Source organism: Nocardioides aquiterrae (assembly GCF_039526625.1).
GTDB lineage: Bacteria > Actinomycetota > Actinomycetes > Propionibacteriales > Nocardioidaceae > Nocardioides > Nocardioides aquiterrae.
Genome location: NZ_BAAAJE010000016.1, coordinates 39,330 through 64,221, shown reverse-complemented (window position 1 = coordinate 64,221; position 24,892 = coordinate 39,330). Strand labels below are relative to the sequence as shown.

19 protein-coding genes and 1 tRNA gene are annotated in these 24,892 nt (G+C 67.8%); 17 read left to right on the top strand and 3 right to left on the bottom strand.

Going from position 1 to position 24,892, the window contains the following annotated elements; all coding sequences use genetic code 11:
• Positions 1-8 precede the first annotated feature (8 nt).
• Both ABD086_RS15960 and ABD086_RS15955 read left to right on the top strand, forming a co-directional pair.
• The gene (locus ABD086_RS15960) at positions 9-1,871 is read left to right on the top strand and encodes a CocE/NonD family hydrolase (RefSeq protein ID WP_343908566.1); all 1,863 of its coding nucleotides are present in this window, start codon (positions 9-11) and stop codon (positions 1,869-1,871) included.
• A 130-nt stretch (positions 1,872-2,001) separates the two neighbouring features.
• A tRNA-Ser gene (locus tag ABD086_RS15955) sits at positions 2,002-2,091 on the top strand.
• Positions 2,092-2,316: 225 nt separating this feature from the next.
• Here the strand turns inward: ABD086_RS15955 and ABD086_RS15950 are convergent.
• Together ABD086_RS15950 and ABD086_RS15945 are read right to left on the bottom strand one after the other, a co-directional pair.
• The gene (locus tag ABD086_RS15950) at positions 2,317-4,338 is read right to left on the bottom strand and encodes a hypothetical protein (RefSeq protein WP_343908565.1); all 2,022 of its coding nucleotides are present in this window, start codon (positions 4,336-4,338) and stop codon (positions 2,317-2,319) included.
• Positions 4,335-5,309, bottom strand: coding sequence for a hypothetical protein (locus ABD086_RS15945; protein WP_343908564.1), 975 nt, complete (start codon positions 5,307-5,309; stop codon positions 4,335-4,337). Before ABD086_RS15945 ends, ABD086_RS15950 begins: the two co-directional genes overlap by 4 nt.
• A 1,023-nt stretch (positions 5,310-6,332) precedes the next feature.
• Here ABD086_RS15945 and ABD086_RS15940 point away from each other — a divergent pair.
• The 14 genes from ABD086_RS15940 (at position 6,333) to ABD086_RS15875 (ending at position 23,526) form a co-directional block, all read left to right on the top strand.
• Positions 6,333-6,857 (top strand): hypothetical protein, encoded by a 525-nt coding sequence (locus tag ABD086_RS15940; protein ID WP_343908563.1) that lies wholly within the window; start codon positions 6,333-6,335, stop codon positions 6,855-6,857.
• A gap of 116 nt (positions 6,858-6,973) precedes the next feature.
• A complete protein-coding gene (locus tag ABD086_RS15935) occupies positions 6,974-11,035 on the top strand; it encodes an Eco57I restriction-modification methylase domain-containing protein (RefSeq protein ID WP_343908562.1) in 4,062 nt (1,353 codons plus the stop codon).
• Between the two features lie 3 nt (positions 11,036-11,038).
• Positions 11,039-14,470: an SNF2-related protein gene (locus tag ABD086_RS15930; RefSeq protein WP_343908561.1), complete on the top strand. Its 3,432-nt coding sequence runs from the start codon at positions 11,039-11,041 to the stop codon at positions 14,468-14,470.
• A gap of 165 nt (positions 14,471-14,635) precedes the next feature.
• The gene (locus ABD086_RS15925; protein ID WP_343908560.1) at positions 14,636-15,955 is read left to right on the top strand and encodes a DUF4365 domain-containing protein; all 1,320 of its coding nucleotides are present in this window, start codon (positions 14,636-14,638) and stop codon (positions 15,953-15,955) included.
• Positions 15,952-17,385, top strand: a complete 1,434-nt coding sequence (locus ABD086_RS15920) for an argonaute/piwi family protein (protein ID WP_343908559.1) — start codon at positions 15,952-15,954, stop codon at positions 17,383-17,385. The genes ABD086_RS15925 and ABD086_RS15920 overlap by 4 nt, the downstream gene beginning before the upstream one ends.
• Positions 17,386-17,441: 56 nt before the next feature.
• Entirely contained in the window at positions 17,442-17,801 is a 360-nt protein-coding gene (locus ABD086_RS15915) for a hypothetical protein (RefSeq protein WP_343908558.1), read from the top strand.
• Positions 17,802-17,896: 95 nt separating this feature from the next.
• Complete coding sequence (locus ABD086_RS15910; RefSeq protein ID WP_343908557.1) at positions 17,897-18,049, top strand: hypothetical protein; 153 nt, start codon at positions 17,897-17,899, stop codon at positions 18,047-18,049.
• Positions 18,046-19,911, top strand: coding sequence for a ThiF family adenylyltransferase (locus tag ABD086_RS15905; protein ID WP_343908556.1), 1,866 nt, complete (start codon positions 18,046-18,048; stop codon positions 19,909-19,911). Before ABD086_RS15910 ends, ABD086_RS15905 begins: the two co-directional genes overlap by 4 nt.
• Positions 19,887-20,372 (top strand): Mov34/MPN/PAD-1 family protein, encoded by a 486-nt coding sequence (locus tag ABD086_RS15900; RefSeq protein WP_343908555.1) that lies wholly within the window; start codon positions 19,887-19,889, stop codon positions 20,370-20,372. The genes ABD086_RS15905 and ABD086_RS15900 overlap by 25 nt, the downstream gene beginning before the upstream one ends.
• 572 nt (positions 20,373-20,944) lie before the next feature.
• On the top strand, positions 20,945-21,223 hold the full coding sequence (locus ABD086_RS15895; RefSeq protein ID WP_343908554.1) for a hypothetical protein: 279 nt from the start codon (positions 20,945-20,947) through the stop codon (positions 21,221-21,223).
• A 549-nt stretch (positions 21,224-21,772) separates the two neighbouring features.
• Positions 21,773-21,979, top strand: coding sequence for a hypothetical protein (locus ABD086_RS15890; RefSeq protein ID WP_343908553.1), 207 nt, complete (start codon positions 21,773-21,775; stop codon positions 21,977-21,979).
• A 47-nt stretch (positions 21,980-22,026) separates the two neighbouring features.
• Positions 22,027-22,200 (top strand): hypothetical protein, encoded by a 174-nt coding sequence (locus tag ABD086_RS15885; protein WP_343908552.1) that lies wholly within the window; start codon positions 22,027-22,029, stop codon positions 22,198-22,200.
• Between the two features lie 34 nt (positions 22,201-22,234).
• The gene (locus ABD086_RS15880; protein ID WP_343908551.1) at positions 22,235-22,759 is read left to right on the top strand and encodes a gamma carbonic anhydrase family protein; all 525 of its coding nucleotides are present in this window, start codon (positions 22,235-22,237) and stop codon (positions 22,757-22,759) included.
• Positions 22,759-23,526 carry a crotonase/enoyl-CoA hydratase family protein gene (locus ABD086_RS15875; RefSeq protein WP_343908550.1) on the top strand — a complete coding sequence of 256 codons (768 nt, stop codon included), beginning with the start codon at positions 22,759-22,761 and terminating at the stop codon, positions 23,524-23,526. The genes ABD086_RS15880 and ABD086_RS15875 overlap by 1 nt, the downstream gene beginning before the upstream one ends.
• A gap of 12 nt (positions 23,527-23,538) precedes the next feature.
• Here the strand turns inward: ABD086_RS15875 and ABD086_RS15870 are convergent, their stop codons facing one another.
• Positions 23,539-23,895, bottom strand: a complete 357-nt coding sequence (locus ABD086_RS15870; protein ID WP_343908549.1) for a hypothetical protein — start codon at positions 23,893-23,895, stop codon at positions 23,539-23,541.
• Positions 23,896-24,014: 119 nt separating this feature from the next.
• Here ABD086_RS15870 and ABD086_RS15865 point away from each other — a divergent pair, with 119 nt between their 5' ends.
• Positions 24,015-24,887 carry an AAA family ATPase gene (locus tag ABD086_RS15865; RefSeq protein WP_343908548.1) on the top strand — a complete coding sequence of 291 codons (873 nt, stop codon included), beginning with the start codon at positions 24,015-24,017 and terminating at the stop codon, positions 24,885-24,887.
• The last annotated feature ends 5 nt before the right edge of the window (positions 24,888-24,892 follow it).

Sequence of the window (24,892 nt, the reverse complement as noted above, 5' to 3'; positions counted from 1 at the left end):
GGGCAGGTATGCCTCGATTGCTCGCCGGCCTGGTCGCCGCCCTCGTCGCCCTCGTCGCCCTCGGCGCGCTCGTCGCCCCGGCACCCGCGACCGCGGCCGCGCCGGCCGCGAGCCGGGCGCCGGCGTGGACGCCGCGGCCGGCGGAGTACCCCGGCACGGTCACCCGGACCGACGTGCCGATCCCGATGTCCGACGGCACGGTCCTGCGCGGCGACCTGGTGCTGCCGGCGGACGCCGACGGGAACGCCGTGGACGGCAGGTTCCCGGTCATCGTCACGATCACGGCCTACAACAAGTCCGCCCAGGCGTCCGGCGGTGGGCTGGCCGGCCCGCCGCCGTCGTACCTCGTCACGCGCGGCTACGCACAGATCACCGTCGACGCCCGCGGCACCGGCAGCTCCGAGGGCACCTGGTCGGCGTTCGGCGAGCGGGAGAACGAGGACTCGGCCGAGGTCGTCGAGTGGGCGCACCGGCAGCCGTGGAGCGACGGCCGGGTCGGCATGGCCGGGCCGTCGTACATGGGCATCAACCAGATCTTCGCCGCGGCGCAGCACCCCGCCGGGCTGAAGGCGATCTTCCCGCAGGTCCCGGCCGGCGACGTCTACCGCGATGTCGTGGCGTCCGGCGGCCAGCTGGACGTCGGCTTCATCCCGCTGTGGCTGGGCCTGGTCACCGGCGCCGGCGTGGTCCCGCCGGCGGTCACGGCGACCGACCCGCAGTCCGGCTTCGGCGCGCTGGTCGACCACCTGTTCGCCGCCGCGACGTTCACCGCGCCGCTGCTGCTCGACTCGATGCTGGGCGGCGACGCGTCGTACGACGGGCCGTTCTACCGCGAGCGCTCGCCGATCGAGGTGATCGACCGGGTCGACGTGCCGACGTTCCTGGTGTCCGGCGAGTTCGACCTCTTCCAGCGCGGTACGCCGCTGCTGTTCGAGAACCTCCGGCAGCGCGGCGTGCCGACCCGGCTGATCACCGGGCCGTGGGACCACCTCCAGGCCTCGGCCGGCGAGGGCCTCGCGGACGCCGGCTACGGCAGCCTCGCGGAGCTGCAGCTGCGGTGGTTCGACCGCTACGTGCGCGGCGTCCGCGACCCGCGCCTGGGCCGGGACATCGCGCCGCTCACCTACTACGAGCAGGGCAGCGGCCGCTGGACGCACGCGAGGCAGTGGATGGGCGACCAGCACGCCGAGACCTTCCGGCTCTCCGGGTCGGCCACCGCCGGCGGCGGCGCCGGCGCGCTCACCCAGGGGCAGGCCGCCGCCGGCCAGGCGGTCGTGCCGCCGGTCCCGGTCTCCGGGCTGTGCACCCGCTCGTCGAACCAGTGGACCGCGGGGGTGCCGAACGCGGTGCTCGCCGACCTCCCGTGCTGGAGCGACAACGGGCCGAACGACCTGTCCGGCGTCGTCTTCCAGACCGACCCGCTGACCACCCCGCTGCGCCTGCGGGGGCCGATCAACGCCCGGCTCTACGCGTCGTCGCCCAGCGGCGACGGGATGCTCGCGGTCTCGGTCTCCGACGTGGCCCCGGACGGCACCGTCACCCGGCTCACCGCCGGCTGGCAGGTGCTCTCGCTGCGCGAGCTGGACCGCTCCCGCAGCCGGTACCTCGACGGGAAGCTGGTCCTGCCGTACCACCCGTTCACGAAGGCGTCCGAGAAGCCGCTCACCGCCGGCCAGGTCGCGCCGGTCGACGTCGAGATCTTCCCGACCGCCGCCGCGATCGCCCCCGGCCACCGGCTGCGCATCGCGATCCAGGCCTTCGATGTCCCGCACCTCGCGCCGTCGCTCCCGGACGCGCCGTCGACGCTGGTGCCGCTCACCGTGCACACCGGGTCCCGGTGGCCGTCGGTGGTGACGATCCCGGCGCTCTGACCGCCCGACCGAGTCCGCCGGCAGCCGGGTCGTGTGCCCCAGAACGCGCCATGGCGCGTGCTCAGGCACACGACCCACCCGCGGGCGTCCGATTTCGCCCGGCCCCGGCCCCTCCGGTACATTCTCCCGCGGTGGCGTGTCCGAGCGGCCGAAGGTGCATCACTCGAAATGATGTGTGGGGTCAAACCCACCGTGGGTTCAAATCCCACCGCCACCGCCAGGGGCTACAGACCAAAATCTGTAACCCGAGAGACGAAAGTCCCAGCGACGCCGTCTCGTGGCCCGGAAACGGGTTCACGGGGCGGCGTCGTTGCGTTCCGGGGCACCCGGCTCGCCGGGTCGACGCTTCGAGGGCTTGTCATGCACGACCGGAAATGGCGAAAACCCGCCCGAATCCGGGTACGCCGGTTCGAGCGGGTCTTGCGGGTGTGGTGACCGGGGCTGGTCAGGCGGCTTCTTCGCTGTCGGAGTCTGACGCGTCGTAGTCGGGGTCTCCGCGCGTCCCCTTGGTGCCGGGCGGGAGGTGGCTGGTGGCGTGCTCGCCCTTGCGTTCGCGGCGGGGCACGTAGAGGTCGCCGTTGCTGTCGGGGATGGCGTTGCGGAGGAACACGCGGACCTTGCGGATTCCGGCGGCGGCGAGCAGGAACGCAGCGAAAACGGACTGGGCGGCGCGGCCCTTGATGCGGCGCTTGCCGGGGGTGCCGAGCGCCTCGTAGGCGTCGTCCTTGGCGAAGCCGTGCAGGCCCTCCTGGGACTGGCGCAGCGCGTTGTAGGTGTCGGTGTGCTCGGTGGTGCCGAACACGAGGTCTTGCGCGTACTTGGCGGCGGCGTGGCGGGACTGGTCCTCGGTGGTGATGGCGTCCGGGTCGGTCGAGGTGAACCCACCCATGTCGATGGTGACCGACTCTTGGCGGCAAGGCTTGGGCCACACACCTGCGGTCTGGGTCGCCGGGTCGGGCGTCACCCGGTCCTTGAGGCGGACGCCGAGGACGGGTCCGCCGATCATCGGCTTCTCCTCGGACTTCGGCTTGAGGGCGCACATGACGGCGGGGTGGGAGCCGGATGCGGCGCAGCCCCACCGCTGGCTGCCGGACTTGTTGGTGCCCTTGAACCGCGCCCGGTACGCCTCGCGGGCCTCGATGCGCTGGCGGTACTCGGCCAGGGTGATGAGCCCGGCGCGGAAGTGCTTGGTGGCGTCGATGAGGAGTTCGGGGATGCTGGGGCAGTACCAGGAGCCTTCGATCATGAGGAGACCTTCGAGGCTGGTCTGGATGCCGAGGTGGTCGTCGAGCACCGGCAGGACGAGTTGCCAGCCGATGTCTCGGGCCGGGGTGTGGAAGGTGTCGGGGTCGGCAAGGGCGTAGAGGCCGTCTCCGGCGAGGTAGCGGGGCTGGTGTCCCTTCTCATGGAGGAACGCCATCATCCGGCGTGACGCCCCGGCGGGGTCGACGCCTGGCCGGTCCAGGTGCATCGCATAGGGCAGGGCGGGCAGGTACTGGTTGTCGCCGAGGTGGTCACACACGGCGACCATGAGGTTGATGTCGTAGGCGAAGAACGCCTTCTTGATCTTCGGGTCCTCGTCCTCGGCGTGGCTGCCGTGGCGCGCGTAATAGGAGGCGTCGGGATCGGTGGAGGCGGTCTCGGAGTCCACGCCACGGCCACGAGCGAGGATCCGGGCCGGGGTGGCGTCGATGCAGGCCGAGCCCCGGTACTTCCGCTTCACGCTCGCCGGGAGCAGGTCGTAGGGGGTCTGCAGGACGGAGTTGCAGAACACCGACAGCGCGACCTGCCGGTCCTCGATCTCCTCCTCGGTCAGGGGCCGGTCGAGCGTGCGCAGGTCGACCCACGGCATGGACCGACCCTTGGGGTGGATGGAGGGGTCCAGTACGGACAGCAGGCGATGCAGGGCAAGGCGAACCCGCCGTTGGGCCTTCCACTGCTGCCTGCGCTGATCGGCAGCGTTGGCGGGTTCCGGGAACGGGGTGATGTCCAGCAGACGCATCGCGCTGGGGTGAAGCCGCCAGTACAGCGTCTTGGCAATCTCGCTGGCGAGGCAGCCCTTGCCGTCGATGGCGGTGAGCAGCATCGCGACGATGAGCGCCCGGTACGACATGGCTGTGGGGCGACCCTTCTTGACCTTCCCGGCGTCGATGCGAGCGGTGACGAGTTCGACGGCCCCGGAGTGCCGGATCGCGTCGAAGACCGCGTCCACGTCCCGGTCGGCGAACTTGGTAACGAACTCCTGGAACACTGGGTGCGGAACGTCGGCTCCAATGGCGTCGGGGCCGTTCATCGGCTGCACGGCGGTCCGGGTGGCACGGATCCGTTGGGTCAGTTCCGTGACAGTGCCGGTGGTGAACTCCTGGCGCAGCGCCCGTCCGGTCTTGGTCGGGTCCACGTCCGGCTTGGTCTTCTTGCCGCCCCGGCTCTTCTTCTTAGACCGGTGGCCCGGCGATGCCTCGCTCATGCCCGCCCCCGCAACGCGGCCAGCGCGTCGGCCTCGGACACGTCCGGAAGCAGGGTGAGGAGGTTGTGCAGGTGGTTGGCCTCCGCCATGTCCGCTGCCTGCATGAGGACCTTGAGCGGGGTCCCGTTGGCGAGGTGATGGCAGAGCCAGGTGTTGCGCAGGCGGACGTTGTTGAAGTCCACCGGCGGGCGGGCCTTGTGGGCGCGTCGCATCGACTCGTCTGCGCTCTGCGGTGACGGTCGAGTGTCACGCCAGGGCGCGGTCAGGTAGTGGTGCGGCTTCATCTCGAACACGAGCGCCGCCAACCGGTCCTCCCAGTCGCGGCGGCATGCCACCGTCCGGACTTCCCCGGTGACCGGGTGGGCGATCGTGGCGAACACGCCGTCACCGGTGACGGTCACGTCCTCCTTGACTAGCAGGTACTTCTCGCCGCGCGTCAGCCCCAGTCCGAGCCCTGTGACGATGCTGGCCTGCACCCGTTGGCGGCGGGTGAGCGGACGCAGCCCACGCGACCAGACCCACAGGTCGGCCTCCTCGAACGGCGTGAGCGGCTCGACCGGTGCCTCCTGAACCTTCGTGGCGCGCGGCAGACGCTTCACGACCGCACCATTGAGGTGGTCGGCGATGAGTTCGAGACGGACCGCGTAGATGCGAGCCGACTCCTTGGTCAGGTGACCGGCCCCGTCCACCCACCGGTACCGGACCTCCTCGGAAAACACGTGCTCGCGGGCCAGCGGTTGACCGGTGTTGTGCACCCACCGGACGAGGCCGCTGACGGCGGCGAGCGACCCCATCACCCAGGACTCGGTGATGGGAGCCGGGGCCACGACGAGGGAGTCGAGGACGGCCTGCCGGGTGAACAACAGGGCGTCGGGCTGCATCGGCGGGTGACCCTTGAACCGGTTCACCCGACCCACGGCGTGCTGCAGCGCAACGTCGGTGTCTGCGGCGTACGGGATGCCACGGGTCACCATGTCGAGCCACCAGTCAGGGAACGCGACGTGGTGACGGCAGCGCCGACCCTCAGGGCAGTCGGCGTAGTGAGCGAGCCAGCCGACTGACGGCCACACGACCTTCTCGTCAGGAGGCGGTGCGGGCAGCGGACGCTGGACCGGGCCGGTCGCTGGACCGAGCGGGCGTGGCTGGAACGTGGGCTGGTCGAACGGACGTGGGACGGCAGGCTCAGCAGAGTCCACGAGACGCAGCCGCGTGCTGCGTTCGGAACTCGGCCGCCCGTCTGGGCGGTCGGACACCGGTACTCCTGGGTGACATCGGCGACCCAGAAGCGCCTCGTGTTAGGGCACAGACACCAACGGGTCGTGGTGGAGCAGTACGCCGGAAGACCCGGCGCACCGTCTGAGCCACCACGAGGCGTCGCTGCGCATGACACCGTCCTACCACTCCCAACGGGTGCAGGTCGAACATTCGTTCGAACAAGTCCACGGAGGCAGAGTCCGAGACGGGCCAGCGCAACGGCTGCGACGAGGGGGAGAGCGTTCATGGGCTGGGCTTTCGACGGCCCGTCCGAATCGTTGTAGGGCGACTTTCACGGAACAAGTCCAAGAGCGCTTGTTATGCGCATCATCGCCTCGACGCGGGCTCAAAGGCAGGTCGCTGCCGTTCAGTCGACCTAGCGTTCAGCGCGTGCCCAAGGGGACGCCGTTGCCGCAACCCCGCGACTGGCTCCGCGATGACCCCGACCACAACTTGTTCGGGCGCAGCAAGCCCGTGCGGTGGAAGAGCGCCCGGACCAAGACCGACCGGGCGCTCGTTGCCGCTGCCATCACCCAGCACGAGTTCGCCAAGGCACTCCGCGCTCAACTCCGGTCGCGTCGGCCACCGATGACCACGCTCACGCTCGCCCGACACTCGGGCCTCACGATCGACCAACTCCGTCGACTCCTACGAGGCGAAACCCACATGACCCTCGCCCACATGCAACTGCTTGCCATGCACTCTGGGCTCCCACTCGCCAACACGACCGGGACGCGTGCATGACCGCCACCGACCCTCACGCGCCCCTACGTCAGGCCGGATTCGATGACGCCGAGATCCAAGCCTTGGAACACGTCTGGCGGAACGACGCGATCCGCCGCGTCCTCGATCCCGTCGCCGCCGAGGTGCGCGACTGGGGTGGGACTGTTGCCGCCGCGTTCGACGCTGTTCAGCACGGCCTCACGTTCGGCGACGTGATCAACTACCTCGCTCACGGGTTCACTGCCCACCAGGTGCACGTCCTGCTCCGTGACCCGAACTGCCAGCGGATCCTGACCTCTCCTGCCGCCTCGGATGACGCCGGGTTCCTTGGCCGCCAGTCCATTCCGCGACAGGTAGTCGTCAACGTCCTCCGCATCGCTCACACGCCGGACGAAGCCGGGTCCTTCCTCGACCAGTACGAGAACGCCCTCGACTCAGGCGACGCCGGACAGCAGGCTGTCGATGAACTCGCTGCCGCGTTCCAAACCCAGATCGCTCTCGGCGGGGTTGCCCCTGAACCACACTGCGGCTGCCGCTTGTAGGTGGCGGCCGACAAGCGCTCATCCGCTTGATCGCTGGACGGCGGTTCAGAGCGCACCTGTCCTGCCGATGAGGCAGGATGCGGAGGCATCAAGACTGCGAAAGAGAGGACCGGGGCGTGAGTTCGTTCACCATCGACGACTTCCTGGCCGAGGCCGAGGTTCAGGAGATCGACTGGGTGCGCCCCAGCGGAGCCCCCGCGTCCCTCACGCCCCTTCGAGTCGACATCGGGTTCGGCCCCGACGCCCTCGAAATCGCCCTCGCGACCTCACCGCAGTCACCCAAGATGGACGACGTCCGCAGGCTCTGGTCGCTGCGTTGGAACCGTCGCGCTGCGCCCGTCCTTCTCGTTGTAGGTCACGAGGGCGACAACGGCTGGGAAGCAACGGTCTGCGGTCCCAGCGATGACCCGGCGGCCATCACCGGACTGGACCTCGGCCAGGTTGAGCGCATCTGCGCGGCGGCCCTTTCCGAGCCGAACGCTTCAGCCGCCAAGCGCACCCTCCTACGGCTCTTGACCGGACCCAAGGACCAGTTGATCGCCGGGCTCGTCAACCAGGGCCTGTTCGCATCTCACGAACTGCGGCATGGAGTCCCGGCCCGAAACGACTGGTCCGCTGCCCGTGCCACGGGCGAGCCTCTCCTCGGGAAGACTGGTGCCGACCTGGTTGCCGGTCTGGGATACCAAGCGACCGCCCACGGCTCGATCGCACAAGTCCTCTCCACGGACGGGACCCGGCACGCCGTTGCCGTCCTGCTCAACGAGGGCGAACTATTCGACCGCCCCGGTCACCGATTCGGCTCGGTCTCCCCGGTCACGCACGGCCTATCCATCGCGCAGGAACAGAACCTGCCATGGCTCATCGTCATTCGAGGCACCCAACTGCGGCTCTATCCAGCGAAGCCCGACGTGGGAGTCGGACGCAAAGGTCAGTCCGAAACCTTTGTTGAACTCGATCTCGCTCTGCTGACTGCCGACGACGCGGGGTACCTCCCCCTGCTGTTCGGCCCCACCGCGCTCAGCGAGAACGGCACCGTTGCCGAGATTCTGGCGGCCTCCGTAGACCACGCCACCGCACTCGGCGCTCGCCTCCGCGACCGCGTTTACATCGACGTGGTGCCCGCCCTCGCCGTCGCCGTCGCGAAGTCCATGCGCACCGACAAGGGACAGGACCTCGACGAAGAAGACCTCCACGAGGCGTACCACCGCACTCTGACCATCCTCTTCCGACTCCTCTTCGTCGCCTACGCCGAGGACCGGGGCCTGCTGCCCTATCAGCGCAACCCCCGCTACACGAAGAAGGCCCTCAAGACGCTCGCGCGGGAGTTTGCCGACGACCCCGACAGCGAGTTCGACCCAGCGTCGCACGACCGGTGGGACGACCTTCGCTCCGTGTGGCGTGCGGTCGATGACGGCAACCGCGAATGGGACGTCCCCGCCTACAACGGCGGACTCTTCGCAGCAGATGAGGCACTGCACCCCTCCGGCTACGCCATCAACCAGATGCGGCTCAGCAACGCGGAGATCGGACCCGCGCTCAAGGCGCTCCTCATCGACGCCTCCGCCGAAGGAGACCTAGGCCCAGTCGACTTCCGCTCGCTGTCGGTGCGCGAGTTCGGGACCATCTATGAGGGCCTGCTCGAATCGAGCCTGTCGATCGCACCATCGGACCTGACACTCGACCCGAAGACCAAGGCATACATCCCTGCCACCGGCGGCAGCGAAGTCGTGGTCGAGTCCGGCCAGGTGTACTTCCACAACGCATCGGGAGCCCGCAAGGCAACGGGGTCGTACTTCACCAAGGCATTCGCCGTCGAGCATCTGCTCGACGCAGCCCTCGAACCGGCCCTCACCGACCACCTCGACAAGGTGAACGCCCTCATCGACGCCGGTGACGAGGCAGGCGCGGCTGAGACGTTCTTCGACTTCCGGGTCGCCGACCTCGCAATGGGGTCCGGCCACTTCCTGGTGGCGGCCATCGACCGCATCGAGAACCGATTCGCCAAGTTCCTGGCTGACCACCCGATCCCGTCCGTGAACGACGAACTCGCCCGGCTTTCACAGGCCGCCGAGGAGGCACTGGGCGACGCCGCGAGCGGCATTGAGATTGAGCCATCGGTCCTGCTCCGCCGACAGATCGCTCGCAGGTGCATCTACGGACTCGACCTCAATCTCATGGCGGTCGAACTGGCACGACTCTCCATCTGGATCCACACCTTCGTTCCCGGACTCCCCATGTCCTCGTTGGAGCACGGCCTGCGAGTTGGCGACAGCCTGACCGGCATCGGCACCGTGGACGAAGCACTCGATGTTCTCGAACCAGGTCTCCGAGAAACCAACCAGATGAGTTTCTACTCGGAGCAGATCGAGGCTGCGCTGCTGAGCGCACGCGAGAAACTGATCCGGGTTGGTCGCACTGCTGAGGCGACCAAGGCGGAGGTCCGCGAAGCCGCACGTGCCTACGCGACGGCCATGCGTGACGCGCAAGACGCCCGCGCCCTATTCGACGCTGCGGTCGCGATCCGCCTCGGACACGCAGCCCTGCCGTCGGGAATCGACGAGGCCATTCGCATCGGCTCAGAACCCGAGACCCGGGCCATCATGAACGACCTGCGCGCCGCGCACCTGCCGTATCTGTTCCCCGAGGTGTTCATGCGGGACCAGGGTGGGTTTGACGTGATCCTCGGAAACCCGCCGTGGGATGAGGTGATGATCGAGGAGCCAAAGTTCTGGCAGCGGCACGCTCCGGGCGTCATGGGCCTAGAACCTGCTGCCCTCAAGCGTCGCATCAAGGAACTTCGCGCCGAGAGGCCGGACTTGGTCCTCGAACTCGAAGCCGAACAAGAGCGCATGGCAGCCGTCCGCTCGGTCCTCATGGCTGGCCCGTATCCCGGCCTGACGAAGGGCGACATCGACTACTACAAGGCATTCGCATGGCGCGACTGGCACTCCCTCCGCGAGGGCGGGCGCATGGGCGTCGTCTTTCCGCGCAGCATCCTGACGGCCTCGGGTTCCGCCGAATGGCGCGACGCCATCCTGCGCTCCGGGCAGATTGACTCGGCGGTCTCACTCACCAACACCGGCAAGTGGGTCTTCGATGAAGTGGACGGCCGCTACACCATCGTGCTGCTCGCTGCGCAACGAGACAGCACCGGTGACGAACAGAGCCGCGTGGCCAACATCGCTGGCCCGTTCCACTCGCAGCAGGAGTTCGAGCGCGGAGTCGCAACGCTCGGGCAGATTCCCGCGACCTCACTCTTCGGATGGGGAAACGGCGCAGCATTCCCCGCACTGCCTGACACGCTGGCGACCGCAACCTTCGCCAAGTTCCGCGAGCACACCCGGATCGACAAGGCCATCCCCGCGTTCCGCCCGATCGCGGAGTTCCACGCCACCAATGACCGTGAAACCTTCGACGCTGGCACAAGTTCGGCGACCCGCTGGCCCGTGTACACAGGAGCAACCTTCAACCTCTGGGACGCTGACGCCGGGGACCCGTACGCGTGGGCCGACCCCTCCACCGTCATCGAAGCGCTGTACGCCAAGCGGGTCCGCCAGCGGAAGTTGCGGTCCTCGGCGTTCTATGGACTTCCCGGAGAGGTCGCGTCTGATCGCGCCACCCTGCCGTGCATGCGGCCCCGCATCGTCTTCCGAGATGTGGCTCGCTCTACGGACAGCCGGACCTGCATCGCTGCACTCGTGCCCGGTCAAGTCGTGCTGACGAACAAGGCCCCTTACCTTTGGTCCAAGGACGCGACACCCCGTGACGAAGCATTTCTCCTCGGCGTTCTCTCCTCGGTCCCGCTCGACTGGTACGCACGCCGGTACGTCGAGATCGGAATGTCGCTTGAGATTTTCAACGCACTACCCGTCCCGCAACCCGATGAGGACAGCCAACTCAAGTCCCGGGTGGTTGAGATCGCAGGGCGTCTAGCCGCCGCTGACTCTCGATACGCGGAATGGGCCAGTGCGGTCGGTGTCCCGGTCGGCTCCGTTCGTGACCAGTCGGACAAGAACGACCTGATCGCAGAACTCGACGCCGTCGTTGCACTTCTGTACCGGCTCGATCGTGCCGATGTGGAACACATCTTCGAGACTTTTCATCGAGGCTGGGACTACGCAGCACGGCTCGATGCGGTGCTGACGCACTACGACAACTGGAAGGCGAAGGGGGACTGACTGGTGACGGTGCCTGACAACATTCGCCCGGAGTTCGCAACCAACGATGAGGCGAAGGGCGAGCAGGTCTCGTCAGCAATCAACTCTCTCCTCGCATATCTGCGAGGCAAGTGGGTCGAACCACCCGCCCTTGCCATTGCCACCGCCTACTTCAACCCCGGCGGGTTCAGCCTCCTTGCCGCCGAGTTGGAGCAGGCCGGTGCCGTCCGGCTCCTTCTCGGCGCAGAACCCACAGACGTGGACGAGCGCTCCCGCGTGCGGCCCCTCAAACAACGATCGCGGCGTCGAGGACCTGGCCCGAACGTGCAGCGAGCGCTGGAGGACCACACGCGCTCACTAGAAGAGGACCGGAACCTGCTCGGCTTCACTCGCGAGGCGGATGCCACCGCCCGTCGGCTCGTGAAGTGGCTAGACGAGCATCCCAACGTCGAAGTACGCCGCTACGAGCAGGGCTTCCTGCACGGCAAGGCGTTCATCGTCGAGACCGACAAGACGGGCGTCATTGCTGGGTCTTCGAACTTCACCTACGCCGGACTCGCCCGCAACAACGAACTGAACCTCGGGCTCTACCAGCCAACCCCGGTCGGGCAGGTCATCGACTGGTTCGACGAACAATGGGCGAAGTCCACTCCCTACGACCTGGCCGGTCTCTACAAGGCGCGCTGGGAGCCGCACCAGCCGTGGGACATCTTCCTGCGCATGCTGTTCGAGAACTATGGGGCAGACCTCGAAGAGGCCACCGCTGGCTCTCGACTGGGCCTCACGGCCTTCCAGGCAGACGGTGTTTGGCGAGCCAAGCGCATCCTGGACCGCCGTAACGGCGTCCTCATCGCAGACGAGGTCGGCCTTGGCAAGACGTTCCTCGCAGGTGAGTTGATCTACGAGGCCACAGTCGAACGTCGCCAAAAAGTCCTCATCATCTGTCCCGCGACCCTTCGCGACTCCACCTGGTCCGGCTTCCTCGATGACACCAACCTCAAGGCCACCGTGGTGTCGTACGAAGAACTCGTCTACAACATCGACTCCGCAGGCAGGAAGACATCCGCGCTGCAGGACCTCGACGAATACGCGATGGTCGTCATCGACGAGGCCCACGCCTTCCGCAACAACCTCACTCAACGTGCGGAAGCATTGCACCGCATCGTGGACTCCCGTGTCCCGAAGGACCTCGTGCTGTTGACAGCCACACCGGTGAACAACAGTCTCGAAGACCTCTACAACCTGATCATGTTCTTCGCGCGCAACGACTATGCCTTCGCTGACGTGGGCATCCCGTCGCTGCGGCAATACTTCAACCAGGCCATCGCCACCGACCCCGATGACCTCACCGCACAGCAGTTGTTCGATGTCCTCGACGCGACCGCCGTGCGCCGGACACGCCGCTTCGTGAAGAACCACTACCGGGGCGACAAGGTCCGCATCAACGGGATCGAGCAAGAAATCGCCTTCCCGACCTGCGAGGTGCGCCGAGTCGACTACGACCTCACCGGCGTCCTGCCGGGCGTGTTCGACGCCCTCGCCACCGCGCTCGGCGCGGACGTCGACGACGCCATCATGGCAACCGCCGTCGGGGCCGGAGTCATCCTGGCCGATCTCGGTCAAGTCCTCACGATGGCTCGGTACGTCCCATCCCAGTTCCGCCTCGACGGTGAAACAGAGCAGTACGAGGCCCAGAACGCAGGACTCCTTCGCTCGGCCCTTCTCAAGCGATTCGAGTCCTCCGCATACGCGTTCTGTCGAACCGTCGAGAAGATGATCGAGTCACACGACCGATTCCTGCATGCCCTCGATGCGGGCTACGTGCTCACCGGGGAGAACCTCCGCGACTACGTCGCCGTCGGCATCGACGACGCTGACGAGTTCCTGGCCGAACTCGAAGACGACGACGGCACGATGGACGCCGCCAACTATGACATCGAGGAACTCCGCAAGGCCGTCCAAGCCGACCGTGCCCTACTGGAGAAGTTCCACGACCGAGTCCGACACGTTGACCACGCCACCGATCCCAAGATCGACCGACTCATCGACGAACTCGCGGCCATCGCTGCAGAAGCCGAAGCGGAAGGCATCGGCGAAGAGGACACACGCAACAAGCGCAAGACCCTCGTCTTCACCTACTTCGCCGACACCGCCGACTACATCGAGGCCGCCATCAAGGACGCGGTCATCACAGACCCCCGACTTAGCGCCTATCGAGACCGACACGCGAAGGTCTCTGGTCCCGACAAGGCAAACCGCACCGATCTCATCGCTGGGTTCGCACCCCTTACGGCAGGCACAGGTAGCGAAGACGACCTCTACGACCTGATCGTCACTACCGATGTTCTCGCCGAGGGTGTCAACCTCCAGCAGGGACGCCACATCATCAACTACGACCTGCCGTGGAACCCGATGAAGTTGGTCCAGCGGCACGGACGCATCGATCGCATCGGCTCGCTGCACAAGCGTGTCTTCATGCGGTGCTTCTTCCCCGACGAGGACCTCGACCGCCTGCTCGGCCTCGAAGAGCGGCTCCAGCGCAAACTCAAGCAGGCCGCCGCCGCAGTGGGAGTCGGCACCGTTCTCCCCGGTATCGACCCGGTCGAACGGTCTATCACCGAAACCCGCGACATGATCGAACAGATCAAGCGTGAGGAAGCCGCGATATTCGAAGAGGGCGGGTCGGCAGCGCTCTCAGGCGAGGAGTACCGCCGCAGACTCACCAACGCCTTCAAGAACCCGGCCACCAAGAGCCGTGTCGAATCGCTGCCCTGGGGCGCGGGCACTGCGCTGGTCCGGCCCCATGCCGACCCCGGATTCGTGTTCTGCGCCCGGGTCGGCGACCACGACAAGCCGTTCTACCGATACGTGCCGCTCAACGAAGACCTCACCACCCGGACTGTCACCACACACGACGGCGAGCCGACCCCCGAGGTGATCCGAGAGACCCTTTCCTGTCTCTCGCATGCCGACCCTGTCGACGAAACCACCGCGGCGGCGGACCTCACCGGCGACATGTACACGGCTGCGTTCGACGCGTGGGCCGTCGCTCGCGACGACATTCACCTCGACTGGTCGCTGCGTACCGACCCTGGGCGGCTTGCACCGCCGCTACCGAAGGTCATGCGCGACACGATCGAGTACGTGGAGCAGCACGGCACCTTCCTCGGTGAGCGGCAGGATGACCTCGCCAACCGGCTCAAGGCTCCGTACACCAACCGTGTCCAGCGAGCGGTACGCGCAGCCCTGCAGCATGCAGAACACGGCACCCCGCGAGAGACCGTGGAGCGGATCCTCGCAGTCGCTGACGACTACGGGCTCAGCGTTCCCGAGCCTCCGACGCCGCTGCCCCCTGCTCAGGCCGACGACATCTACCTCGTCTGTTGGACCGCCATCATCCCGGATCCCGACCTCATGCCTGGCACCCACTTGAAGACCGACACAGAACTGGTGTGAGCCAATTTCGCGATTAGTGCTCTGACCTGCTCTGCCTCGGCGGCGGGAAGCAGAGCATGCGGCTAGGAGGAGTACAGGGAGCAACTGTCGGTGGGGCAGGTCATCATCTCCCTCAGATACGCCGATGACGGGGGAGTGGAGGGCGCACCGGTGACCTTGGGCAAGATGATCGACGACAACACCCACAAGGGTGACGCGGGGATTGCGCTGATCCACCGACGCGTCAGCCAGATGAAACACGTTTGGCATGACCGCACGCTCGACGCTGGAATCGACGGATCGATTGAGTTGCGGGACCCGAGCACAGGCGAGATGAGCAACCAGCACATCTTCGTCCAGAGCAAGACCGGCGACAGGTTCCCCGGCGAGACCGACACCAAGTTCCACTTCATCTGCAACGACCGCGACGTCGACTACTGGATGAAGGCCGGGCACAACCCGGTCATCCTCATCTGCTCCCGTCCAGACACCGGCGATGCATGGTGGGCTCACGTGCAGTCGGCATTCGCTGACCCGACGCGTCGAGCGACTCGCCGCATCGACTTCGACAAGGCCACCCAGAAGTTCACCGGCGACCTGTCCGCCAAACTCTTCGCGCTAACCGACCCGCACGGGGCCGCGCACACCCCAGTAGCCGACCAACGCCCCGAGAAACTGGTCAGCAACCTGCTGCCGGTGGACTTCCCGGACGTCATCTACTCGGCTCAGGCCAGCACCTCCGCCGTCGGCGCGGTGTACGCCGCCCAACGCGAGTCTCCGTACCCGGTGCGCAGCGACTTCGTGCTCAGCCACGGACGTCTGTACGCATGGGCACCGCTCGCCGGGACCGGTCTCGTGCGGTCAACCACGACGGCAGCCCGCGAAATGCCGGTTGGAGAGTTGCTCGGCGGGAGTGAGGACGAACGGCATCTGTTCGTGCGTCTGCTCGGCGCGGCGCTCCAGCACGACCTGCGCGACTCGTGCCGCTGGAACAACCAACGTCGCTTCATCTACTACGCGGCATCGGCGGACCTGACCGAACTCCGGGTCCTCAGCGCCTCCGGCCGCAAGCGGCTGGCGTTCAAGGGCTTCTACCAGCGCAAGGACGACCCCAGCCGCAAACAGTTCTATCGGCATGCTGCCCTGCGGTGGAACTTCATCGACCTCGCTGGTGACTGGTACTGCCAACTCACCCCGGACTACTACTTCACGAGCGACGGCTACAAGGAGTCACCCTTCGCCGACGAGTACCTGCGCAAGATCAAGGTCCGCGAACGGAACCTCGCCGTGCTCGGGGAGACCCAACTATGGGCCGGAGTCCTGCGCGGGGACACCGAGCCGTCCCTCATGGACAGCGACGAAACCCAACGACTCCTCGACTTCGGCCCCCTGCTTACTTTCGACGTCGACAAGGGCATCGACGACAAGGAGTGGCAGGCCCCCAGCGAAGACGACGAGAACCCCGACCAGATGGCGCTGGACTTCGACTTCGAGGACCTGGAATGAACATCACGATCCTCGACGAGCCCATGCTTGAGTTCGCGCACGGCGGGCGTCACATCGACCCACGGCACGGCATCGACTTCTACGGCCCCGCCGACCTCGAAGAGACATCAGTTCGCGTCATCCGCGTCGGCATTGTCGGACCGCAGGCATCCATCGACGGCGTCAAGCGTTGGCTGGACTCCTGCCGCAGCACCATCGAGCCCCGCGACAGCCACTTGGGACACCTCTACATGCCCTTCCCCGGCTTCGACACCGACAGGGCGTTCCGCTCCACCATCATCTGGAACGGGCGACTCGAACGGCCCATCCCCAAGCGTGACCTCGACGCCCTCGAAGGAGCGAACCCGCTCACCGCCGCACAGTCAGCCGTCGACATGTACGACCGCGAACTCGAAGCCCTCAACGAAGAACCCAACTGCGATGTGGTCATCGTGTGCCGCCCCGACAACCTGATCGACACCGGCAGCCGACCCCGACGCGGCGCAACGACAGACGACCAGAAACCCCTTCCCCCAGGGAGCGGCGACTTCCACTCCCTCCTTAAGGCACGGTCTCTGCGCTACAGCCAGCCCATCCAGATCATCCGACGCTCCACCTGGGACCCCACCTTCAAGGACCCCAAGGACGCCGAGGTTCGCGTCAAGCAAGACGAAGCCACCCGCGCGTGGAACCTGCACACCGCCCTGTACTACAAGGCTGGTGGCGTCCCCTGGCGGCTCCCGCGCGACGCGAAAGACCTCGCCAGTTGCTACGTCGGCGTCGCCTTCTACCGCAGCCCAGACCAAGAGACCCTCGAAACCAGCGTCGCCCAGGTCTTCAACCAGCGCGGCGACGGCGTCATCGTGCGAGGCGGTCAAGCCCGCCTCTCCAAGGACGACCGCCAGCCACACCTCACCGAGGAAGACGCCCACCAACTCCTCCACGACGCCCTCGACAAGTACCGGCGAGAGCACCGGCAGAGCCCTGCTCGCATCGTGCTCCACAAGACCTCGTCGTTCACCCCGCAAGAAGCCGCCGGGTTCCGTGCCGCCGCCAACGAGCAGTACATCGACATCCTGGAACTGATCTGGCTCACCCGCTCCGAACACGTCCGCCTGTTCCGTCGAGGTCAACAGGCACCGCTGCGAGGCACCCTCATGTCCCTCGCCGACGACCGCCACGTCCTCTACACCCGAGGCAGCGTCCCTTTCTACAAGACCTACCCCGGCATGTACGTGCCGCAGCCCGTGGGCCTGCGCCTCCACGACACCGAATCCAGCCCCGAAGACCTCGCCAACGAACTCCTCGCGCTCACCAAGATGAACTGGAACGCCACCCAACTCGACGGACGAGACCCCATCACCCTCCGCACCGCAGACAAGGTCGGCGACATCCTCCGCCACCTCGGACCCAGCGACCTGCCCGCCTCCCGGTACGCGTTCTACATGTGACCCGCTACCCGCGCCGCCAGCCGAGGCTGGCTGGACATCAACAGGACCCTAGACACATGCCCTTCACCTCAGACGACGTGCCTCCCGGCCCGTACTTCCACGGGACCCGTCGGTCACTCGCCGTCGGCACCGCGCTCCGCCCCGACACGGTCAACCCCAGCGACGGTGACGACCGGAGGATGGTCTGGGCAACCACGGACCCGAAAGCGGCGCTGGAATGGGCACGCCTCCGCTACCCGCTGTCCGGCGACACTCTCTTCGTCTACGAGGTCGACCTGGTGGACCCCGAGGTCGACACCAACCACCACCGTGACTGGGAGACCGGCCCCTTCGTCTCCGTCATGGCCCCTGCGGGGACCGTGACCAGCCTCGTCTTGAGTGACCGGCAACGCCCTGACGGCGACGCTTCGCGGTAGGGCGAGAAGGCCGGGAGCCACCAGTTGTCGGTGGCACAAGCCACCATGTACCTGACACCCACGAGCCGACGTGGGCTCACGACGAGAGGAGCCGTATGCCGAAGCCTGACTCGCCCGGCAAGCCGGATCACCCGGACCACCCGGACAAGCCCGAGCACCCCGAGCACCCCGAGCACCCGGAGAAGCCGCCCACGCCTCCGGGTCCGCCCGGACCGCCGAAGCCGCCGCCGGGCCGCCCCGTCGGATGAGCGACGCCGCATCCGCGTCGTCCCTCCCGCTGTTGCCGTGGTGGCAGCAGTGGGAGGGACGGCTGGAGGCTGAACTCGCGCGATTCGCCGAGCGAGACCTCCCCGTCACCGTCGTCGAGGACCCCAGACACGGTGCTACCCGACTGGTCCTCGAATCCAGAGCGCCCCTCCCCGCCGGGAACGGCGACACGCGTGTTCTCGTCGTCTACCCAGACGGGTTCCCGCACCGCAAGTTCGCGGTCTACGCCCCCGACATCGAGTTGGCGCGCCACCAGGCACCCGGCGGCAACCTTTGTGTCTTCCCGCGCGACGCGCGCTACTGGCATCCCGACTGCATGGCCGCCGACACCGTGGCAGACGACGTGCCGCGCCTCATCCGCCTCGTCGAAGTGGGCGGTAACGAACTCCGCGACGCCGAGGATCCGCAAGGCGAGCCATTCACCACGTACTACCAAGCCATCAACCTCGGCGGCGTGATCGTCGACGAACGCGCTGACGCCGTGAACCTCACCGACGGCATGGGTGGCTTCATGCACATCGCGTTCGACAGTCAGCAGGTCGACTGGCTTCGAGGCGTACCCGACCCCATCCCGGAGGATTGGCGGGTCGACATGGGGCAGGGCCTGCTGCTGCGCCTCAAGGACAACCACGGGAACGACCTGCTTGGTGACCCTCACGAGCGCCTCCGTGCCGCGTTCGGTCCCACCATCGAGGGCCGCTGGACGTACCTTCCTGAGCCGCCGCGCGTCGAGTCGGCGGAACTGCTGTGGGGGGCCGCGATCGAGGCCGACGACAACCTCGCCCGATGGGCACAGAACACCAACGGGCCGCAACTCATCGGACTTTGCACGCGCGAGGAAGTCCAGCAGGACGTCTACGAGAACGCCTGGGTGTTCCTCAGCCGAGTTGTGACCAAGGATCGTGCGAAGGGCCGGAACGCGCGGAGCGGAAACCCCTCCAAACGGGCCGCAGCACGCCTTGCCACCTCACCCACCATCATCCGAGCCCTCCGATGGACTCCCGCAGACCTGGCGATCCGGATCCCCGAACTCGCACCTCTGCGCTCCACGACCATCGCCGTCGTGGGACTGGGAAGCCTGGGCGCTCCGCTGGTCCAGGAACTCGTGAAGGCCCGGGTGGGGCAGGTCAGGATCACCGACTTCGACCACGTGGAGCCGGGCACATCCGTTCGACACCCGCTGGGACTCAGCGACGCCGGGCTCGACAAGGGACTGGCACTGCTCCGCTGGGCACAGCGCCACAACCCCGAGGTCGACGTGCAGCCTATGGGTCTGATGATCGGTGCCGCCTCGCCCGAGCAGTCAGGCCGCACCGAACGCGAAATCCTGCACGGAATCCTCGACGGGGTAGACCTGCTCGTGAGCGCGACCGCCGAGCCGGATGTGAACCGCCAACTCGATGGCGCTGCCACCGCCATGGGCCTGTCTCGGCTGTACCTGTGGAGTCAATCCGGATACGGCGGCGTTGTCGCGCTCCTCGAACCCGGCAAGACCGGCTGCTTCCACTGCCTGTCGCTCTACCTCAGCAGGCGCAGCGACGAGGGCAACCACGTCGTCCAGGTCCCCGACGACGTCGACGGACAGCCCGCAGGAACCATCCAGGGTCGAGGGTGTGCCGACAAGACGTTTACCGCGAACCACGCCGATCTCCTGCCCCTGAGCATCCAGGCCGCTCGTGTGGCCTTCGGGCATCTGTGCGGCGACGCGGGCGGTTACCCCAAGTTCGTCGACAACGTCTTCGCCGTGCAGATGCGTGAGCCAGATGGGCAGCCCATCCCGCCTCGCTGGACCTCCTTCCAACTGCCCCCGGACCCCGAGTGCCCGCTTTGTTCACACGCCTGAGTCGCCGTCGGGAACTGCTGCGCATCCCGGCCCACTTGCTCCAAGAGGCCGTTGCCGAGGGATGGTCGAAGTGGCCGTTGGAGACCGGAGGCATCCTTCTCGGCAAGCCCGGACCGGACGGGCACGTCGTCACGGACCTCATCGGGCCAGGACCGGAGGGTCGACACGAGCGCTACGGGTTCACCCCCGACAGCGACTGGCAGGCAGAGCAGGTGGCCGCCCGGTGGGCCACGGATTCAAACCTCCACTACCTCGGTGACTGGCACACCCACCCAGGTGGAAGCACGCGGCTCAGCCGCCTGGACCGCTCCACGGCGCGCGACATCGCCGCCTACGAGGAAGCGCGCCAACCGAACCCGTTCATGCTCGTGCTTGCACTGGGACGCGACCAGACCGTGCGGGTCGGGGCCGCGCGTCTCATCAACGATCGGCTTCGCAGAGTCGTCGTGCACCCTCATTGACCCGAGCGTGACTGTGGCCCGAGCCGCCTGTCAGTACGGCTCGGGCCACATCGTCAACCGCCTGGTTCGCGCGCCTACCGCGACCCAGACCTCGGGCTGGTTCGAGAAGCCTGTCAATACCCCTCGCGTCCAGCCCTGCCGGTCAGCCCGGTCCGCCTGATCACCGCGCACCGTGCCACCCGGCACGTCGACAGTATTGATCGCCGAGCCAGCCAAGCGAAAGAGGGACCGGCGTTAGTCCTCGTCGAGCGCCTCGGCCACCTCAGTCGCCGAGACCGGCCGCCCCAACGTCACAGCAGGCAGACCGGTCACCGGGTCGATGACCACGCTGGCAGGTGCTCCGGGTGAGGCTTCCATGTGCCCACTCTCGCACGTCGCGGTCCAGCCGGAAGAGCGTCCAGCAACGTGTACGTACCGCCGATACAGGCTGTATGCCGCATGTTCCGCCTCGTCCTCCCGAGCCGATCTGGTTCAACCCGCCGCCAGGCTGGCCGGTTGACCCGGCATTCGATCCTGCCCGTACAGCGGTGGATCCCTCGTGGCCTGAGCCACCGTCGTGGTGGGCGTTCTGGGTGGACCACGTGCCCAGCGGTGCCGACTCGGTGCCGACAGGGCTGTCGAACACGACCGATGAGGGGGTCGGGTGCTACACCATCTTCGTCGGAGCGTTTGGGATCCTCATGGCAGCGCTCCTTCTCGTCGTCGGGATCGACAGCCTCGACGGCTCGAACTACGACCCTGCTTGTGTGGAGCGGGCGGAACGCAGTTACGCCGATACGCGAACCACCCTCCAGTACAACGGCCCGACCGCCGGGAACAAGAAGGACTACACCGAGGCGGTGTGTGGATAGGTGCGGCACGGAGAGCGCGCGCCATCGGAACGTCCCTCCGTCGGGTGCGGGGAAAGACATCGGGAGGCGCGGGGAAACACAAACCCAGGTCCGTCGGAACCCCTGTCTGACCTGCAGCGACGTACTTTGGTCTCCAGCCCGCCAGCTATGTGAGTCACGTGAGAACCCTCGGTGAGACAACCTTCGCCGGGGGTTCTCTCGTTGCCGGCCGCGCGGCTCTGGTGTCTTCACCTGCCTCTACGGTGGGTGAGTGGGAATGGCGACAGAGCTTGTGGTCGCGTCCTTGCGGCGAACGATCCGGTGGTTCGTCTACGCCTACGTTGCTCGCAACGACCTCGAGACGAGCCCGGTGAACGGTCCTGCCCGGGGGTCGTCGGTCGCTTCGATGATTCTCGTCGTGGCGGTCTTCCTCAGCTCCTGCGGGGAAGCGGCTCCGAGGCGGGCGTCGACTCGAGCTGCTCCGAGCTCCTTGATCTCGTCGTGGACGGGAGGTCGATCCCGATCGGTCAGTGCTCCGCTTCGGTGCCGAAGGCGCCGGTGGCGATATCGATGTCGGTCGGGTCGACGATGGTCGTCGAGGTCCCTGCGGGCGGTCCGGAGCTGGAGTCGGAGCTCGAGTCGGCAGACCCCGGCATCCTGAAGAAGACGGAGGCCGGCAGGTTCGTGGCCGTGCGTCGCGGAGCGGCGACCCTCGTGCTGACCGGATCGTTCTGCACCAAGCCCGACTGCCCCCTCGCCACGGTCACCGTTTCCTAGGCTTGACTCACCTGTTTCCGGGCCCGGCCGCCGGGTACGGGGCCTCCATGACGAGCGAGAACCCGGAGCCCACCGGCCGCATCGACGACGAGACCGAGGAGCAGGTGCCGTCCGACACCACCGACGGCCCTGCGGCCGAGGGCGAGTACGACCCGAAGCAGGGGTCGCCGGACAGCGGCCCGCACGTGCCGGACCCCGGCAGCGAGAAGCAGAACCCCTGATCGGGCCGGCGGGCCGGCTCAGCACAATGAGCCCATGGTCTGCATCGAGTTCGAGGGCAAGCGCCCGACCGTCCATCCCGAGGCCTTCGTCGCGCCGACCGCGACCCTGATCGGCGACGTGACCGTCGAGCGGGGTGCGAGCGTCTGGTACGGCGCGGTGCTCCGCGCCGACATCTGCACAATCGTGGTCCGCGAGGGCGCGAACGTGCAGGACAACTCGGTGCTGCACGTGGCTCCCGGCGAGACGCTGGTGATCGGCAAGGACGCGACGGTCGGGCACGGCTGCGTGGTGCACTGCCGGGAGGTCGGCGAGCGGGCGCTGGTCGGCAACGGCTCCACGCTCCTCGACCAGGCGGTCGTCGGCCCGCGCACCCTGGTCGCCGCCGGGTCGGTCGTCACGCCCGGCACCGAGCTGCCCGGCGGGATGGTCGCGGCGGGCATCCCCTGCCGGCCGATCAAGCCGATCGAGGGGACGTCGTCGGAGTTCTGGGTCGAGCACAACCCGTCGTACTACCAGGACCTCGCGCAGCGGCACCGCGACGGCGCCAAGGAGATCTGATGAGCGTCCACGTCGAGGTCGACGGCCCGGTCACGACCGTGGTCCTCCACCGGCCCGATGCCCGCAACGCCGTCGACGGCCCGACCGCCGCCGCGCTGGCCGACGCGTTCCGCGCGTTCGACGCGGACGAGACGCAGAGCGTCGCGGTCCTGTACGGCGAGGGCGGGACGTTCTGCGCCGGGGCGGACCTCAAGGCGATCGGCACCGAGCGCGGCAACCAGGTGACCGAGCCCGCCGAGGGCGCGGACGGCCCGATGGGCCCCACCCGGATGCGGCTGTCGAAGCCGGTGATCGCCGCGATCGAGGGGTACGCCGTCGCCGGCGGGCTCGAGCTCGCGCTCTGGTGCGACCTGCGGGTGGCGGCCGGCGATGCGGTGCTGGGCGTGTTCTGCCGCCGCTGGGGCGTGCCCCTGATCGACGGCGGCACGGTCCGCCTGCCGCGGCTGATCGGCGCCAGCCGGGCGATGGACCTGGTGCTGACCGGCCGCCCGGTCGACGCCTACGACGCGGAGCGGATGGGGCTGGTCAACCGGGTCGTCCCGGTCGGCATGGCCCGCGCCGAGGCCGAGGCGCTCGCCCACCAGCTCGCGGCGCTGCCGCAGACCTGCCTGCGCCAGGACCGGCTCTCCCTGCTCGAGCAGGAGGGCCTCGGCGAGGACGAGGCGATGGCCAACGAGCTGCGGCACGGCCTGGTCTCGCTCGCGGACGGCGCGGTGGAAGGGGCTCAGCGGTTCGCGGCCGGCGAGGGCCGGCACGGCCGGTCCTGACTCAGCCCGTACTCAGCCCTGACGGGCCGGCGGCTCGTCGAGGCACAGCGCGACGAGCCGGGCCGCGCCGTGCGCGGTGTACACCCGCCAGCCGTCGTCGAACGAGGTGAACCGCAGGTGGCCCGCGGCCGTCTGCACGATCGCGGAGCGCGGCTGCTCGGACTCGAAGCCGGTGACCGAGCAGTCGTGCTTCTCCAGCAGCCGCTCGACCTGCGAGGGCGGGTCGCCGACCGGGTAGCCGGTGTACTCGCCCGACGGGCCGGTCGCCGCGGTCTGGGTCGCCCACCCGGTGACCGCGATGGCGCCGATCAGCGACGCCTTCACCGCCAACAGGGCGAACCGGGCCGAGCGAGGGAGCCGGTGCCGCATGGGTCTCCTCCTGTGCCGGTCGGTGCGCACTCACCCGTGGCGGCGCGCCTGCCCTGTTCGCTGGCTCAACGAGGAGACGGCCGCGGAGGTGACGGCCGACGTGCGCGAGGATGGGTGACATGTCGCACCCGAGCCCCTGGTTTGAATCGCCGGACGACGCCGCGCGCCGACTCGCCGAGCACGGCTACCTGGCCGACCCGGCCACCGCGACCACGGCGTACCTCGCCGGGGCCCTGGAGAAGCCGCTGCTCGTCGAGGGTCCGGCCGGGGTCGGCAAGACCGAGCTCGCCAAGGCGGTCGCGCGGGTCACCGGCGCGGAGCTGGTGCGGCTCCAGTGCTACGAGGGCCTCGACGAGGCCCGGGCGCTCTACGAGTGGAACTACAAGAAGCAGCTGCTCCGCATTCAAGCCACCGGTGAGCAGTCGTGGGAGCAGACCCACGACGACATCTTCACCGAGGAGTTCCTGCTGACCCGGCCGCTGCTGACGGCCATCCGGCGCGAGCAGCCGACGGTGCTGCTCGTCGACGAGGTCGACAAGACCGACGTCGAGGTCGAGGGCCTGCTGCTCGAGGTGCTGTCCGACTTCCAGGTCACGATCCCCGAGCTCGGCACGGTCGAGGCGGTACGCCGCCCCTACGTCGTCCTCACCTCCAACGCGACCCGGGAGCTGTCCGAGGCGGTCAAGCGGCGCTGCCTGTACCTCCACCTGGAGTACCCCGACGCCGAGCGCGAGCGGGAGATCGTCACCGGCCAGGTGCCGGACCTCGACACCCGCGTCGCCGAGCAGCTGGTCGCCGCCGTCGGCCGGCTGCGCGACCTGGACCTGAAGAAGTCGCCGTCGATCGCGGAGTCCGTCGACTGGGCGCGCACGCTGGTCGCGCTGGAGATCGGCGAGCTCGACGAGAAGGCGATCGCCGACACCCTCGGCGTCGTGCTCAAGCACGCCTCCGACCAGGACAAGGCCGTCCGAGAGCTCAAGCTGCGGTCATGAGGCGG